The following is a 16,797-nucleotide window of genomic DNA, read 5'->3' on the forward strand; positions in this document are numbered from 1 at the left end:
ATTATGTCTATAAATATACAGGTTTATAAGAGCAATCTATTATTATCCGAGCAATTAGCCAATAATATAGGTGAATGTTTAAATGCGGCTATAGCAGAAAAAGGTCATGCTACCCTTATTCTTTCTGGAGGTAATACTCCAAAATATCTTTTCCATAATTTATCAGAGCAGTCATTAAGATGGGATTGTGTAAATATTACCAGCTGTGATGAAAAGCTTCTTGATGAGATTGAGCATACAAACGATAGTCTTCTGAAAAAGGAATTGTTAAAAAATAATTGTGCTCAAGCACGCTATTATAGCTTGCATGAGAATACTGAACCATTAAAAAATGTTTCATTAGATGTTGCAGTATTGGGACTGGGGATAGGTGCACATACAGCCTCATTGTTTCCTGATGCAGAGAATAAAGAAGAGCTTTTTTATGGTCATGAGTTTTTATACCCCGTAAAATCGCTATTGGCTGGGTGCGATAGAATTTCAATCGGCTTACAACGATTATTATCAGCAAAATTTATATTTTTACACATTATAGGGAAAAGTAAGCTCGATTTATTATTAAGTGCAATCGAGGACACCAATTCTGAAACACCAATATCCTTTTTTTTAACACACCCCAATATTAAAATAATGTGGGCGTGTCATGATTAATCCAATTAAAAATATTATTTTTGATGTATTTTCAGTTTTATTGGATTGTAACTATCATGAGGCACTTTCTTTGCGATACAAGCCCGAACAAATTCAAAGCATTTGTGAGTGCGTATTTTATAGTGATATGTGGAATGCAGTGGATCGAGGGTTAGTTCTTGAGGATGAAGCGATCAGTTATTTTGCTCATGCTCTTAATTGGCCAGAGACGGATATTGTATCCTTAATCAGTATAGTCAGAAGTGCAATAAAAATTATCCCTGAAGGATTAGCAATTCTAAAACAGGCGCAACTTTCTAATTATCGGTTATATTGCCTTTCAAATATGCCGATTAAAACTTTTGAATATGTATCGAGCAAGTACGATTTCTTTTCCTGTTTTACTGGAGTAGTTATTTCCGGGCATTTGAAACTTCAAAAACCGGAACATGAAATTTATAAATATTTGCTCGATAATTTCTCACTTAGTTATAAACAAACAGCTTTTATCGATGACAACATCGAAAATGTTAATGCTGCTACGGAATTAGGCATAAAAAGCTTTATTTTTGATCGAAGCCTGGAACAAGTTAATTTAATTCAAAGCGCATTGTTTTCTGGCCCTGATTTATTTAATACTAACGTTGTAGATCCCTATGAATTTATCCAATAAATACTACCAGCATGCCGATGGCGTTGTTTCTCTTGTTGAAAGTAATCAACTTTCATTAAATAAAAATCAACCATTTATTTTGATAAAAACTCTTTATTGCGGTGTTTGTAATTCAGATATTAAAGAAATTCGAGGTGAGCGAATCAGTCGGCGTGATTTTGGGCATGAAATAGTAGGAGTCATCATTAGTAGTAACGTTTATGCGAATCGAGTAGGTAATTATGTTACGTTAGATCCGCATATTCCGGTAGAAAGGAATACAGGTTTTTCAAGCTACATGTGTATTTCTGGAACTAAGGACCATCTTGAAAAGGCATTAATAATTATTCCCTCGGGTAATTCTGTTTATATTTTATCCGAACCATTAGCCTGTGCATACCATGCAGTGAATCGACTACTTGGTAATAGCCAGGGGGTTAACAAAATTTTGGTTTATGGTGCGGGTACATTTGGCTATTTGATATATTTAATTTTAAAAAAAATGGGGAAAGATGTTTGTATTGGGAATAGATCGGTGGATCGCTTAAACGATCTTCAAAAATACAACTTAATTGAAAACAAACATGTTGATCCAAATGGAAAAAAATATGATGCACTTTTCTTGACTGAATCCGTCATTGGAGTTGAAACAATCGATTCTATTTTCCATAAAATTTCTGAAACTGCGACTATTTTGTTATTTGGTGCAGTGAAACAAGATGAACCACTTAATTTATATGAAGTTCGAAACAATGAGTTAGTAAGTAAGATACATTATAAAAATAAAGTGCTAACAATGGTTGGAAATAGTGGGGCGACTACTTGTGATTTCTCTCAATCGATTGATTTTATCAAACAAAATAGCAATGAGCTAAAAAAAATAATAACGAACATTTCAGATCTTGCTTCGGGGTTACGCCATATTCAAAATATGGTAAATGGCCAATATTCTTTTGGAAAGCATGTCATTGAATTACAAAAAGATTCAAAAGATGTGAATCCCATAGAAACTACCCTTCATTTGACAGTAGTTGATCATCCAAGTACTTCACGAAAACTTAATTTTTTAAATCCTGATCTTGAGCATGTTAATAGCTGCATTGATCTATATAAACATTTCTCTAAAAAGTGGTTATGGCGAGGAAAACTAAATTGGCTGGATTCTGATTGGATAAAACATTTTAATAATGAGCATGTTATTTTTAAGCTTATTATGTTCGAAAATTCCATTATTGGCTTTTTTGAGATACAGCTCTCAACGCCTACTACTATAAAAATCAAATATATAGCGATACTCGATGATTTTATTGGTCAAGGGTTAGCAGCTGACATTATGTCGGAAATTAAACGAATAGCTATAGAGATGAAGGTCACGGAGTTGTTAGTGCAAACCCGTAGTTGTGATCATAACAATGCGCTTAATTACTATTTGCGACAAGGATTTGCTATTCAGCACATTGAAAATATTGAGGTAATGTTATGAACGAAACTATTGAACGGTATGATTTTGCTTCTCATTTTTCTGCATCTGAAATGACATTAATCACCGATGATATCAAAAAGCTTTTAATAAGAGGGGATTATATTTTAGGCGAAGAAGTTGAAAAATTTGAAAATTCATTTTCTGCTTATCATAAGGTTAATGCATGTGTTGGGTGTAATTCAGGAACTGACGCTCTTATACTGGCGTTAATGGCTTTAGGCATCGGTATGGGGGATGAGGTAATCATCCCTGCAAATACTTTTTATGCCACAGCTTTATCTGTTTCCAGGGTTGGAGCAGTTCCCGTTTTAGTGGATGTTAACCCTAATGATTTTCTAATTAACCCCGCCCTTATTTCTGAAAAAATAACAAAAAAGACTAAGGCGATTTTAGTAGTCCATCTTTATGGTCAATCATGCGATATGGCACCAATAAGCAAAATTTGTAAAGATCATGGGTTATTTTTAGTCGAAGATTGTGCACAAGCACATGGAGCACTTTATCATGGTCAATTGGTTGGAACGTTTGGTGATATTGCTTGTTTCAGTTTTCATCCAAGTAAAAATTTGCCTGCTGCTGGTGATGCAGGAGCATGTATAACTAACACCCCGCAATTAGCTGATAAAATGCGGGTTATCCGACATTTAGGTCAAGAAAAGCAAAATTATCATATAATGCTTGGGTTAAATTCCCGTCTGGATAGTTTGCAGGCATTAATTTTGAATTATCGCTTGGCTAAACTCGATTCGTGGAATATGCAGCGTAATCAAATCGCAGCTATTTATAAGAATAATTTACGAGATTTACCAGTTGAATTTCAAACAACTCCATCAGGATCTTTTCATGTTTATCACCTCTTGCAAATTAAGGTTGCTAACAGAGATGATGTAGTCGCATATTTACAAAGAAACGGAGTTGATGCAGTAATTCGGTATCCATTTCCTATTCATAAACAACGTGCATTTGCATTTTTAAATCATGAGTACGGTCTTTTTCCGGTATCCAATTCATTAGCAGAAACTTTATTGTGCTTACCTTTACATCCGACTCTTTCTTTTGAAAAAATTGATCGTGTTTGTGCACTTTTGCATGACTACTTTGATGGCCCGAGTAAATTATGAGTGATGTATTAGTTTTAGATATAGGCGGAACGTGGCTACGATCAGGCATTTTTTTAAATGGTTCTTTGGTTTCTGATAATAGGCAGTTAATATCGGATGTTCGAAAAACTGCTGACTTCTTCCTGGATCTTGTTGGAGCTGTTATCGACATAATCTATGACTATAAAAAGTTCAATTATTTTGAGGAAGTTGTAATCTCGTTAGGGGCTTGTTTAAATCATCACACGGGTGAAATTTATTATTCAGCGCCACTTTTTGGAGCACAAAAACTGAATGTTGATTTTCAAGAGATTTTATCACAACAAATTACTTTCCCATTAACAATATCAGTAATCAATGATGTTTCTGCACTGTGTTATGCCTATGACTATACTGATTATACTAAAAATTTAACCCATATAGCTGCCCTTACAATTAGTTCTGGAATTGCAATGAGGCGTTTCGATGTAAAATTAAAAAAAGTAATCGTTGATCACGTACTGGGATTGCAAGGTGAGGTAGGTCATTTGCCTGTCTACAACCCATTTTTTCCGTCAAATAAAAAACAGCCTATATGTGAGTGCGGTGGAATCAATCACATGGCTGCGTATTCGTCTGGAAAAGGGTTGGATCATCTTCTAGCTCATCATCTTGATTCGATGGTCAATTCTTCAGATTCGATTAAAGACCTTTTTCTTAAATATAAAATAGGCGCATTAGCGTTGAAGGAGGCCCTACAAGCAAATTGTGTCGATGCAGAAAAAATCTTAAATATTATCGCCTATCCAATTGCATACATAATTGTTTTAATTTTTTGTATTTCCCCTGAAATCGATAGATTGTTTGTATCAGGTGGAATGGTAGAAACGCTTGGTAGTTTATTAGAGCAACGCATTTTTAAATTCACGGGGGAAATCGCCTATGTTTATGATGAACAATTTTATCGTAATCGCGTGATTTTTTTTGAAAGTGCCTCAACATTTGGATTACTAGGAGCAGGTCATTATTCAACTTTAAGGAAAGGGTAGTAATATGTTTAGTGCAAATATGATTCAAGCACAAGTTATGAAACAAGATGTATCTTATACGATTAATATTTTTAGTGATTTAATTAAGAACCCACGGGCTTATCAGGCATTATTTTCTCAAGCAAAAGCACTAATTATTGTTACTCCGTCAGTCTATAAATACTATAGGCATTTTATTAATGAATTAAAAACCATTTATGCAGAATGCGGAATAAAAATATTAGAGATCGCAGAAAATACAAAAAATATGAAAATGGCAGAATATATCTGTAAGGCTGCTTATGAAATGCAGCTTGGGAAAAATGATGTTTTTATCTCCATCTGTGGCGGATGTTGCCAGGATGTGGTTACAGTTGCCGCATCTTTATATAAAAGAGGAATTGGTGTTATCCGAATTCCTACAACAATGATTGGGATCGTAGATGCTAGTATTGGCATTAAGTCTTCAATGAATTTTTTAACAATGAAAAGTTCTTTGGGATTATTTCACCCGCCTAAAGCTGTTTTAATTGATTTGAATTTTCTTAAAACACTTCCTATTGAACATATTCAATGCGGAGTAGCGGAAATTATTAAAATTGCAGTTGTTCTTGATCAATATCTATTTGAGCTATTAGAAAAAAATTCGCGCAACCTGATTGTCAGTGATTTTTATATTAATAATGCTCAAGAGGCTCAAGAAATTGTCCAACTTGCCATTAGTAGAATGTTATCGCAATTGGAAGAAAATTTTTATGAAGATAAAACTTTTGAGCGGTTAGTTGATTTTGGACACACCTTTAGTAATGTTATTGAGTCTGATTCTAATTGGACTGTATCACATGGTTTTGCAGTTGCAATTGATATCGCAATTTCCTCCTATATTGCGTTTAAATTCGAGAGAATTAGTTTTTTTGAATTACAAAGGATTATAAATTTGCTTTTAAGTGCAGGATTGCCCATCAGTTCAGAGTTTTGTACCATTGAAAATTGTATTAGAGCAATGGAAAAAGCCAAGCTACACAGAGGCGGGGACATCAATTGTGTCATTCCAAATGGAATAGGAAAAGGACATTTTATAAAACAGGATAACGATGTATTACTATCTGCTATTCGTGAAGGAATTCTTTTTTTATCGTCGTATAAATACGAGACTCAATCATTACTGAGCGCATAAATGCAAACCTTACAGTTAGTTAGAGACATGCAAAGTCATCGGTTTCAATATACAAATACTTATTTAAAAGAATCTGTTAATGCTGAATTACTTATTGAAAATATTGCTGCAGGTGTTTGTGGCACTGATCTTGAGATAGCAAATGCTTCGCGTAGTGATATAGCAAATATCTTGGGTCATGAGGGTATTGGGTTAATTGTAAAGAATTTTAATAAGGGAAATGGATTTAATGTTGGCGATGTAGTGGTTTACAACCCCGTATCGATTCTGGATCAAGACAGAATTTTAGGTCATTCAATAGATGGAATTTTTTGTAAGAAGAGGATGATATCCACGGAAGACCTAAAACATGGTCATATTTTAAAGATTTCAGGAGAGTATCAATCGTGGTATGCCTGCTTATTGGAGCCATTAGCTGTAGCAATATTTTCTGAACAAATCATTTTGAAACATTGTAAGCCTCAAACAATACTTATTCTTGGGACAGGCGCAATTGCTCATGTTATTGCAGCTTATTATTTAAGAAAGAATGCCTCCGTTTTCATGGCAGGAACTAATAAACATCGTATTACTCTATTGAACGAAAATAATAAATTCGGAATTCAATACTATGAATTTGATAGACTGTCATTATTTATGAACGACTTCGATGCTATTTTTTCATGTGCTACACGAGCAAAAGCAGCCCAATACTTTGATTATGCAAAAAAAATGGCGAATTCCAATACAGTTATAAATCTGGTTAATGGTTTTAATAATGAAGTTTTTGTGAATGTTGAAGAACAAGAGTCACTTTCTGTAAATCAAATACGTCGAAATAATTTTTCTGGGGCTACAAGCAAGATATATGAGGTTAATGATAATGGCAAAAATTATTTTTTAACAGGTCAAAGAGGTTCAAACCAACAGCATTTTCAACAGGCATTACGCGAGTTAACTATATTTCCAGAGCATTATCAAAAGCTGGTCGCTCGGAGCATTGAGTTTTCTGAGTTAGCTGATTTAATTAATGGAGAGGCTCAGTTGGAATTGTCTCATTTTGGTAAAATTTTAGTAAAAATAAAGGATGACATTTTATGAGTGGAATATGTCCTGCAATTATGCAAATAAACCCGTTTCATTTAAAAGAATCTTTACAGCAGCTTTATGAGCTGGATGTAAAAATATTGCATGCAGATATTTTAGACGGCGTGTTCACCCCATATATCAGCATGGGACAAAAATACTATGAGATGATTGCTAGAGAATCTATGATTCCAGTAGAGGTTCATTTTCAAGTGGATGATCCCTCTCAACAAATCCAAATTATAAATCCTCGAATTATTCATCGAATTATTTTTCATGTTGAGAAAATAGATGAGCAAAGCTTTAAAAAAATTACCCAGTTTTGCGATAGCTGCTCTGTTGGGGTAGCAATTAATCCAGCAACTGATTTTCAATCAGTATTATCAGAAATTAATTTAAATATGATTGATAAGATCGTGATTATGGCATCAAATCCCGGCTTTAGTACTATTGATGAAAATATATTTGAAAAAATTAAAGCTATTAATGATTATCTTGTCATTAATCAATATCGGGATCGTCTCAAGCTGCAAGTTGATGCTGGGGTTCGTGAATCTAATATCCAACAATTTAAATTGGCTGGAGCGGATGAATTTGTTTGTGCTTCAGCTATTTTTAATGAACAAGATACTGTTAAAAATAATTATTTTAAATTAATTGATAAATTAGACATATCAATCTCTAACCAAGTGGGGGCATAGTGCAAATTAGGAATATAATTTTTGATATTGGCAATGTTGTAATTAATTGGGAACCTGTTGGCGTTGTGAAGAATTTTTTTCCTGAACGTAATGATACGACATTACTGAGTGCTCAACTTTTTTCATCTAAACATTGGATAGATTTAAATGAAGGAAGAATTTCGCAAGATACTCTTTTATCTCTTTATGAAAATGATTTAAATATTGATAAAACAACCTTGTCTCAGTTGATGATAAAGCTTGAAGAGTCGTTGATTCTTGTGGATAAAATGGAGGCGTTGTTATTTGATTTGTCTGACAAGGGGTATAATTTGTTTGCTCTGACAAATAATACCATTCAATTGATGCGTTTTTTAAAAGAACGATATTCATTTTGGTCTTTATTTAAAGAAACTGTCGTGTCAGCAGAGATCGGTCTGCGTAAACCAGATCCTGCAATATTCACCTATCTTTTGGAAAAACACGCGTTAAATCCAAAAGAAACTGTTTTTATAGATGATCATAAACCTAATACAATAATTGCTGAAGAGTTGGGGATGAATAGCATTAATTTTATAAATTATCCTCAATGTCTTAATGAGTTAAGCCAATTAGGTATATGAAGTCACGTAGGATATTAGGATTAACTTATTTGAAAGATCTGGGAAGGACAAGTAAGCAGACATTACTGATTTGACTATATTTATACAAATATAGTCTTGCTGACAGGATGTTATTTATAACATCAAAATCATCTGTTGGTACTTTTGTTGGTACATCCAAAATCTACACAAAATTTCATCAATAAAATCAACACCACAGGAATTGAATTCAATTCCCGCCGCCTCCACCATATTGAATACCTAAGACATCCAAAAACATCTTATAAGCCTTGAAATCAAGGCTTTTTATATAATTTTCGTCTTATAAAATCCATAAAAGCCCCAAGAGCCTACCGAAAAGCGGGGCTTATTTAGGGGCTTTATGTGATTGTAAAAAGACGAGGTCCCCATGACCCTAACTGTTGTTGAAATAAAGAGCGCTAAACCTAAAGAGAAGCCTTATGAGATGGCAGATGAGAAGGATTTATATTTATTAATCAATCCTAATGGCTCGAAGCTTTGGAAATTTAAGTATCGCTTTCCGGGTGTTGAGAAAAAACTTTCTTTTGGTGCTTTTCTGATGTGAGCTTATCTGCTGCCAGAGATGAAGCACGTCAACAATGACTCTGGTACTTGTTCAAAAAGCGTAATAGCCTCATTTCCTAGTAAACATTTTATTGCCTTATGGTTGGATTGGTTTTTTTCTGTAGTTTCGAATATGCCTTCTGAAAAATAGCATCCTGCTAAAGCTTCTACTTGATAACCACCTTCAGCTAATGCTTTTAAAAAGGAGTCCTCCATCAATTGATTGGCATCTTATGGTTTATCAACGTAATAGAGTTTTGTTGGGCATTCACATGCCAGCTTGAATTTTGATTTAATGAACTTCGATGTCATCATTGTTTCCCTTTCAAATAACATCTAAGCCTTCATAAAGAAAAATATAGCTAATAGGGAGGGAATAGCCTTGAAAGCAAAAGTATCCTGAGATCATGTTCTTTCAACGGGGATCAATAGGATGCATTGCTAAGATTGGCAAAATGGCTCAGCTATAAAATTACAGCTTATTGCCAAAATTCTTGCTGTGCCCATTCATTGGGAAACCCCATATCTTGAATGGTTATGTAATTAGAGTTTGGGAAAGAGTGCATCAACTCCACTACACGCTTTTGCCAGGTCGATCGAGGACAAATTACTTTCATGTAATGTGCCAAAATACATAGCACGATATATACCCTGGATGTCGTATTTGTATTGCCAATAAATGGATCGAAAGCAGGCATTGTCCCTGCTTTAGTAAGTTTAGGTTGGTCAATTAAGTTTCTATTCCATAAACGACTATGATGTGCAACTACATTCCGGACGTAGTTTAATGTGCGTAACCAGCTTTCCATGACCTGCCAATCATGAATGTTGTATTTTTGCGCAATGATAGCTTTATCTTTTACAGCCATGCCTTTATAAAATACTGACAAAAGGCCGAAGTCCCACAACTCGATGGCAACCCATATAGGTAATGGCAAGCCGTATTTTTCTTTATAATGCTCTACAAAATCTTCTTTAGAGCGTTTTATCAGTTGTTCGTGCTTAGAAAGCCATTCTTCGTATTTTGTTTTACCAGTCTTGAGATCAATCTTTTTGGTGAAATGCCCGTGTAATAAATCAGGGTTAGTATAAGCAAATGGATCCTTTTCCCCGAGAAGATAGGCTATGTCTACTCTGAAGGCTACTTCTATTCGCTCAATAGCATCCAGTATCAGTAAACGTAATTTTTTGTCGAAAACATATAAGGCAACAACATCTTGAAAACGCGCACCCTGTACAAATTCATCAGAACGCCGAGGCCTTACCAATTTTGTTTGTTGATCAGTTAAAGGAATTAGTTTGCGGAGGGGATACCAATAACCACTTAATCGGTAGTAGCCCAAACGACGAAGGTATTCCAATGCTACACTGTCATTGGTTACTTCTAGACCACGAGATTTCAATAGTTCGAGTTGATCTTCAAATGTTAGGTGCGGTTTGTTATAACGTGGCATCATGCAACTTATACAAAAAAGAAAACCCACTCGTACATTTTTCAATGAAGAGGAGCGGGCCGTGTTATCTATATTATAACACCATTTTTAAGAGAGACAAATTTTCTGTGATTGTGAGTTATACTATTCCATATTCTAGAATTTAGAATGGACTATTTGTAATTCGCGAATAGCACAGAGCACAGAGGGGTCAGATCTTGCTTTTTGCCTTAATCCATAAATGTTAGCAAGCTTGGAATTAACTCTTGATAATTATTTCCCAATGCATTAATTTTCTTTTAAAAGGAATCAAGCAAGTCCTGGATTAGCGATGGCAAGACCTTTGCGCATTGAGTTTGCTGGTGGGCTCTATCACATCACCAGTCGAGGTAATAGAAAAGAGGCGATCTATTTATCAGATGAAGATAGAGAAAATTTTTTAATCTATTTTGGGTGATGTTTGTTTAAAGTACCAGTGGCCCTGCCAATATTCATTAGGGTCTTCTTGTAATTCAGGGGCATCAGGTTGCATGTTCTGGTAACGAATAAATACTTTCCGCATCCATATTGGCATCTTATCAAGATGCATTAAAACCTCATTGAAATATTTATCTTTTAAACGATCGTGAAGCTTCTTTACTATTCGTGGTTTTAAATACCCCTTACCCTCATACCACAAAGCAGTAACCACATGGCATGTTACTGTATTTGGCATGACTATTTTTCTGGGACTCACATGGACAAGTTTAATTCTATTTTCACCATTAATCTTGATATAACGTGAGCGACCAGTCGTATAGTAAATTTCGCGAACAGGAATTTGTGTGCTGAGACCAAGCTGATTTAGAGCTACAACAGGATGAACTGTTATTGTTTCACCTGTTTTCTTGGAAATAGCTTTAATTATTTTATCTGTACTTGGCGGAATTGGACGACCTGGCAAATAGCGACTTTCTTCAGGCCTAAAATATATACCACGGCATATAGTACCCACTTCGTTGCTTTTTGCTAACCGCAATAAAACACGTTGTACAAGCTTGATTGGATATTGCTTATAAATTGAGTCCACCAAAAAAATCTTTCCTCTTGGAATTTTTTTAATGACTTTTTCAATTGATACTATTGTGCTCATATCTTCCACCTGCGTTTTTAAATCTTTCAAATACTGTTAACCATAACTACCAGACTGTATTACTTTTTTAATCAGTCTCCTTAAATAGGATTTGCATAAATCGTGTATTGATATATATTTTTTCTCTTCCAAGTTCTATTTCTTTCAAAATACCCTCACTGACAAATTTTTGTAGGTATTCGGCAGCGGTTTGTCTTTTCACAATCCCTGCATCTACTACATTAGAAATTCTACAGTAAGGTTGTACAAAAAGGAGCTCTACTAATTCCCTTGAATATATTTTAGGTTGTTTATTTTTTACATACTCCACGGTTTCGTCCATTAGACCGACAATGTTCTTAATCTTATTGCAAGTCCATTGGGAAGTGTTTTCAACAGCATTTAACATGTAAATAATCCAAGATTCCCAGTCGTTTTTTAAAGTTACATTTAAGAGATATTGGTAATATTCTTTCTTATGCTTGATGATATAACGACTCAAATAAAGAACAGGTATGGTTAAAAGTTCCCGTTCGATTAAATACAATATATTTAAAATTCTTCCCGTTCGGCCATTCCCATCTGTAAATGGGTGAATTGCTTCAAATTGATAATGTCCTATAGCCATTTTTATTAATGGGTCAATATCATTTTGAGCATGTAAAAATACTTCCCAATTGTGAAGCTTTTTCCTTAAAAGCGCCTCGCCTTCAGGAGGAGTATAAATTATTTCTCCAGTTGCTTGATTGGAGAGAGTGGTTCCTGGAACCTTTCTTACTGTCATTTCAACACCATGCAAGGCTGAACATAAATTCTCTGCTAAAACCGTATTTAATGGTCGAGACTTAATAGATTCAAAGCCTTCTCTCAAAGCAGTTCTGTAACGTAAAGCCTCTTTTGTAGCTGGATCTATATTCGTCTCCGAACTGCTGTTGGCATATTGAAATAACCTATCTGTTGTAGTCACTATATTTTCAATCTCTGAACTTGCTTGTGCTTCTAGCAAAGGCAAAGAGTTTATTAGAACGCTTTGGTTTGGTAACATTTCTGCCGCTTTTCTCAGTTCTGCTAGCGACGCACGTGCTTCAATGCACACTTTCAGTATTTTTTTAGTTTCTATATCTTGTTTAGGAGGCAGTGCAGGCAATTCATTGTATGCTTTAGTTACATCAATTTTCATAATGTTTAAATTTCCCAATTTTATCGACATGTTTTAAGGATATGTCGATGCGGTAGACACGTCAAGAAAACATGTCGATATTTTTAAATTTTATCGACATGTTTTTGGAATGTGTCGATGGTATAAACATTTTCGTATAATATATCGACAATTTAACATTATATCGACATGTCATTATAATAAATTAAAGATAAGAGATGTTACAGGGGGTATAAATGGGGGTATATTTAAATTTATAAAAAATAAATATATTATAAATCAAATAATTATCTATTAAGTTAAATAGCCGCTGCCCCGCCAATTAACCCATTGGTTTACAATATATTTCCCAAATGCAGAACACTCACTCCTTGGAATCAATTTCCTCTTTCTATGCAACCCTTTAGTAAACTGATTAGATTTTTTAAAATGCCATATATGCACTATTACTTCATTCCATTTTAAATTTTTACCGAGTTACTTTTAATGTTGCAGCACATCCTGACCTAAAACCTAATCAAGTTCATTGACATTTTGTTATGAGTCGACAAAACTTGAAACCCTTTTCTCTACAAGGATGTTAGCTTGAATCATAAGTTGTCTAGGTGTAGGAGCAATATGACTAAAACATCACTTTGTTCCTTTTACAATAAGCCTTGGCTTTTACTTTTTATTTTCATTCTTTTGCTTATGGTACAGTTTCATTCCTTACGCGCCATGCAACCCCAACAGAATACGCCTGTGATACTGCAGGCTGCGAGGATTCTGGATGTTCGTAATGGTGTGTATCTCAAGGGCGCTGCAATCTGGATTGAAAATGAGCGTATAAAGGCTGTGGACAGGACAGCCAATATTTTGAAAAGGGCTCCAGCATCGGCGAGACACCTTGATTTGGGTAATGTGACGGTATTGCCAGGGCTTATTGATTGTCATACACATCTTTTGGCAAGAATTCCTGATGGAAATCATGGGTATGCAGAGAATCTTACGACCAAATCACTGGCGTATAGGGCTCTGGAAGGTGCTGCCAATGCACGGGCAACACTGGAAGCAGGATTTACAACCGTGCGGGATCTTGAAAATGAAGGTTCTGGATATGCTGATATTGCATTGCGCGATGCCATTAACGAAGGTCTCATTCCTGGTCCTCGTATCCAGGTGGCAACACGTGGTATTGCTGCTGTTGGCCAATATCATCCATTTGGTCTTTCTCCTGATTTTGTCAGTTTTCCTATGGGAGCCCAGATGATAAGCGGTGTCGAAGAAGCTAGACGTGCAGTACGTGAACAGATTGGCCATGGTGCAGATATAATAAAAATATTTGCAGACTGGGATTATCCAACCCTTACCATAGTTGAAATGCAGGTTATTGTTGAGGAAGCCCATAAAGCCCGGCGCAAGGTAGCAGCCCACGCAACGACAGTTGAGGGAATACGCAATGCCTTGATAAGCGGCGTGGATTCCATAGAACATGGCAACCGGGCTGACCATAACAATCTGGAGATGATGAAACAAAAAAACGTTTACCTGGTTCCCACCCTGTCAGGTCTGGATGCCAAGATAGCCAAGGCACCTGCCTCTGATAAAATGCAGATATTACTCAAAACAAAAAATCAGATGATGACTCTTGCAAGACAGATTGGAGTTAAAATAGCCAGTGGCTCCGATCCTACTTCTCTGGATCGCCATGGAAAAAATGCCGAAGAGCTTCTCTCCATGACACGCAGGGGCTTAAGCCCACTGGAAGCCATTCAGGCAGCTACAGTTTCTGCAGCAGCTTTGTTGGGTTGGTCTGATGATGTAGGGAGTATTGAGGTTGGTAAGTTTGCTGATTTAATAGCAGTCAGTGGTGATCCGCTTATGGATATATCAACCTTGCAACGGATCAAATTTGTCATGAAAGGCGGGCAAGCCATATCTCCGGATTCTTAAAACACTTGGCACTCGTTAACCATCGGTTTTCATAAAAATGACCTTTAAGCACCCTGAGCTCTAATTTCGGATGCCACTAAATATGGAGGAGCGGCAGTAGCAAGATCTGACCTTCTACCCTGTATGATCCTTTCTCTCAAGAAATGTTGGATGATTTAAATTACCCCGGTAATTTTGATCTAAATAGGCCATGTGTTAAAATTTTCATCAAATTTTTATTGCTTAACTTTATATCTATTAATTACATCAGGATTATCATGAAACGCATTCAAAATTATTCACAATCCATAGGGGGCAGATATCCTACAACAACAGGAAGATTAAAGCGTGTTATTGGGGGTGAGCAAGCAAGACCAAAAAAAGTTGCTTTACTTGGCGACTCTACTTTAGATAATGGCTATTGGGTCCAAAGTAAGAGCCAATATGCTGATAAAACGCATACGGTAACACATCAAACAGCGGTTGCTCTGGCTAACAATACAGAGAATACTCACTCATATGATATTGGTAATTTTGCGGTTGATGGTGCTACAACAGCTGATTTAAGACGCCAGTGTCGTTTAGATAAAGTTCTTCCCTCAGATCAAGACCACCCTTATGAAATAGTGCATCAGCTCAATTCAGTAAAAGATTGGCAACCTGATATTGCTGTATTAAGTGTAGGAGGGAATAATTACCGTGAAGCATTAATGGGCGTATTGCAAAGAAACCTAACGTATTTTCAATTGCTTTTTAGAATCACACCAGAACAGGCCAGACCTAGGATTAAGGAAGCCTTCAGCCAAGTTAAACTGACATTGTTAAAAGAATATAAAGCTATTATTGATGATTTGGTTAATGATAATCCTGGGCTTAATCGAATTGTATTATTATCACAATATTATCCTTCTATTACTGACTTTACCCCTTATTTTATTTACACAGGATTTTCTCATTTGGCACGCTCAAAAGGAGAAGGCCAAGCTCCATTTGCCGTAGTTGAAGAAACTATGAATGAGCTTTATCGAAGCGTTTTACAATACGCGGCTAATAAGAATAAAGAAGTGGTTTTTGTTGATGTTACCTCCTCATTGAATCCTTTGGGGGGAAATCACACCTCTCAAATAGAACCTAATGAACAAGGTTCAATAATCATGGGGAAACTTATCGCTGAAGCAGTTGAATATAATTTTCCTATTAATGGAGCTGCTGTCGATAAGAAACCGATTTCGATGCTTCGTATGAATCGAGATGAAGTAATACAGGCTGAGGCTTTGGACGATGAGAACATTCAAAATTTTGAAGTAAAAAAGATAGGCAGCTTTATTAGCGAGAATCGATATCGACATGTAGGATTATTTTTTTCTCCCTCTTCTAGTTTGGGAGCGCGTTATGTCCACGGTTATGAACTTGTTATGGGGAAACAATTTGATACAGAATTTACAGGTTTATTTGCATTTGGATTACTCGACCTCAGCTTAGTTACGGTTATGGCATCTTATTTATGGCGAGTGGCTGTAAATGACACCATGCATATTTCTCTGAGAGTAACAACCGGTATTATTGCAGCTCCTATTTTGCTAAGTAAATTGGTTGTTGGGTTAGCAGTAATGTTAGCGCTTGCATTACCCATCTATGGATATCATTCAATTGTAAATTACTTTAGCGGGAATGCAGCTGAAAGAGAAGAAGCTGCTAATACAGAACACGTTGTCCCAACCATGTAATTTATGGCATAAGAGCTCCCTAATTTTAGGGAGCATAATTCAATTAAATAACTTTAAGTTCATGAATAGGGGCAACTTTCGGGGCAACAAAAATTTTTATAAATTCAAATCTATTAAATAACAATAAGTTATCCTCGCTATTAAATAGCCCCCGCCCCTCCTCCACCAATTATTCAAACTATTTCTGACCACCAAAGACCAACTGAAACCCTTATATATCAACGATCTTAGTCCGTCTTTTATTTGATTATATTGTCATTTGTGGTTTTTTTTGCCTCAAAAATTACCCAAAATATGCCCAAAATCTTTGTCAGATCTTGCTCTTTGCCTTAATCCATAAAATAGCAAGATCTGACGGTAATCCCCCCATTTTTAACCGACATCAAAAATAGAGAGTTAAGCAGCCACTAAAGCTAGTTTCTGCCTTGGTGTAATGCCACCGATAGCCATATTAGGTCTTTCATTATTATAAGAC

16 protein-coding genes are annotated in these 16,797 nt (G+C 35.6%); 12 read left to right on the plus strand and 4 right to left on the minus strand.

From position 1 onward, the window contains the following. The first annotated feature begins 3 nt into the window (after positions 1-3). The 10 genes from ELY21_RS14095 to ELY21_RS14140 all read left to right on the plus strand — a co-directional run bounded on the left by ELY21_RS14095 (position 4) and on the right by ELY21_RS14140 (position 8,982). A complete protein-coding gene (locus ELY21_RS14095) occupies positions 4-651 on the plus strand; it encodes a 6-phosphogluconolactonase (protein ID WP_127110494.1) in 648 nt (215 codons plus the stop codon). Then, entirely contained in the window at positions 644-1,303 is a 660-nt protein-coding gene (locus ELY21_RS14100; RefSeq protein WP_127110496.1) for an HAD-IA family hydrolase, read from the plus strand. Before ELY21_RS14095 ends, ELY21_RS14100 begins: the two co-directional genes overlap by 8 nt. Beyond that, positions 1,287-2,765: a GNAT family N-acetyltransferase gene (locus tag ELY21_RS14105; RefSeq protein ID WP_127110498.1), complete on the plus strand. Its 1,479-nt coding sequence runs from the start codon at positions 1,287-1,289 to the stop codon at positions 2,763-2,765. Before ELY21_RS14100 ends, ELY21_RS14105 begins: the two co-directional genes overlap by 17 nt. Continuing rightward, positions 2,762-3,886: a DegT/DnrJ/EryC1/StrS aminotransferase family protein gene (locus tag ELY21_RS14110; RefSeq protein WP_199741727.1), complete on the plus strand. Its 1,125-nt coding sequence runs from the start codon at positions 2,762-2,764 to the stop codon at positions 3,884-3,886. The genes ELY21_RS14105 and ELY21_RS14110 overlap by 4 nt, the downstream gene beginning before the upstream one ends. Next, positions 3,883-4,893 carry an ROK family protein gene (locus tag ELY21_RS14115; RefSeq protein ID WP_127110500.1) on the plus strand — a complete coding sequence of 337 codons (1,011 nt, stop codon included), beginning with the start codon at positions 3,883-3,885 and terminating at the stop codon, positions 4,891-4,893. Before ELY21_RS14110 ends, ELY21_RS14115 begins: the two co-directional genes overlap by 4 nt. A gap of 4 nt (positions 4,894-4,897) precedes the next feature. Beyond that, the gene (locus tag ELY21_RS14120) at positions 4,898-6,049 is read left to right on the plus strand and encodes an iron-containing alcohol dehydrogenase (protein WP_127110502.1); all 1,152 of its coding nucleotides are present in this window, start codon (positions 4,898-4,900) and stop codon (positions 6,047-6,049) included. Next, positions 6,050-7,129 carry an alcohol dehydrogenase catalytic domain-containing protein gene (locus tag ELY21_RS14125; RefSeq protein WP_127110504.1) on the plus strand — a complete coding sequence of 360 codons (1,080 nt, stop codon included), beginning with the start codon at positions 6,050-6,052 and terminating at the stop codon, positions 7,127-7,129. It abuts the gene before it with no gap. Then, complete coding sequence (locus ELY21_RS14130) at positions 7,126-7,815, plus strand: hypothetical protein (RefSeq protein WP_127110506.1); 690 nt, start codon at positions 7,126-7,128, stop codon at positions 7,813-7,815. Before ELY21_RS14125 ends, ELY21_RS14130 begins: the two co-directional genes overlap by 4 nt. Next, positions 7,815-8,417, plus strand: coding sequence for an HAD family phosphatase (locus tag ELY21_RS14135; RefSeq protein ID WP_148111695.1), 603 nt, complete (start codon positions 7,815-7,817; stop codon positions 8,415-8,417). Before ELY21_RS14130 ends, ELY21_RS14135 begins: the two co-directional genes overlap by 1 nt. Positions 8,418-8,805: 388 nt before the next feature. Next, positions 8,806-8,982 carry an Arm DNA-binding domain-containing protein gene (locus tag ELY21_RS14140; protein WP_127110510.1) on the plus strand — a complete coding sequence of 59 codons (177 nt, stop codon included), beginning with the start codon at positions 8,806-8,808 and terminating at the stop codon, positions 8,980-8,982. Positions 8,983-8,984: 2 nt separating this feature from the next. Here the strand turns inward: ELY21_RS14140 and ELY21_RS15750 are convergent, their stop codons facing one another. The 4 genes from ELY21_RS15750 to fic form a co-directional block, all read right to left on the minus strand. Further along, the gene (locus tag ELY21_RS15750; protein WP_028385401.1) at positions 8,985-9,197 is read right to left on the minus strand and encodes a hypothetical protein; all 213 of its coding nucleotides are present in this window, start codon (positions 9,195-9,197) and stop codon (positions 8,985-8,987) included. Positions 9,198-9,460: 263 nt separating this feature from the next. Beyond that, positions 9,461-10,438, minus strand: a complete 978-nt coding sequence (locus ELY21_RS14145; RefSeq protein ID WP_127110513.1) for an Abi family protein — start codon at positions 10,436-10,438, stop codon at positions 9,461-9,463. 415 nt (positions 10,439-10,853) lie between these two features. Continuing rightward, positions 10,854-11,576 (minus strand): DUF6088 family protein, encoded by a 723-nt coding sequence (locus ELY21_RS15655; protein ID WP_158618570.1) that lies wholly within the window; start codon positions 11,574-11,576, stop codon positions 10,854-10,856. 37 nt (positions 11,577-11,613) lie between these two features. Then, entirely contained in the window at positions 11,614-12,705 is a 1,092-nt protein-coding gene (gene fic, locus ELY21_RS14155) for a protein adenylyltransferase Fic (protein WP_127110515.1), read from the minus strand. Between the two features lie 597 nt (positions 12,706-13,302). Between fic and ELY21_RS14160 the strand changes: the two genes are divergently transcribed. Further along, positions 13,303-14,616, plus strand: a complete 1,314-nt coding sequence (locus ELY21_RS14160; protein WP_127110517.1) for an amidohydrolase family protein — start codon at positions 13,303-13,305, stop codon at positions 14,614-14,616. Positions 14,617-14,759: 143 nt separating this feature from the next. Then, positions 14,760-16,322 carry a GDSL-type esterase/lipase family protein gene (locus tag ELY21_RS14165; protein WP_233588723.1) on the plus strand — a complete coding sequence of 521 codons (1,563 nt, stop codon included), beginning with the start codon at positions 14,760-14,762 and terminating at the stop codon, positions 16,320-16,322. Positions 16,323-16,797 lie beyond the last annotated feature (475 nt).

Origin of the sequence: Legionella sp. km535 (assembly GCF_003990085.1) — a bacterium.
Classification (GTDB): Bacteria; Pseudomonadota; Gammaproteobacteria; order Legionellales; family Legionellaceae; genus Legionella; species Legionella moravica.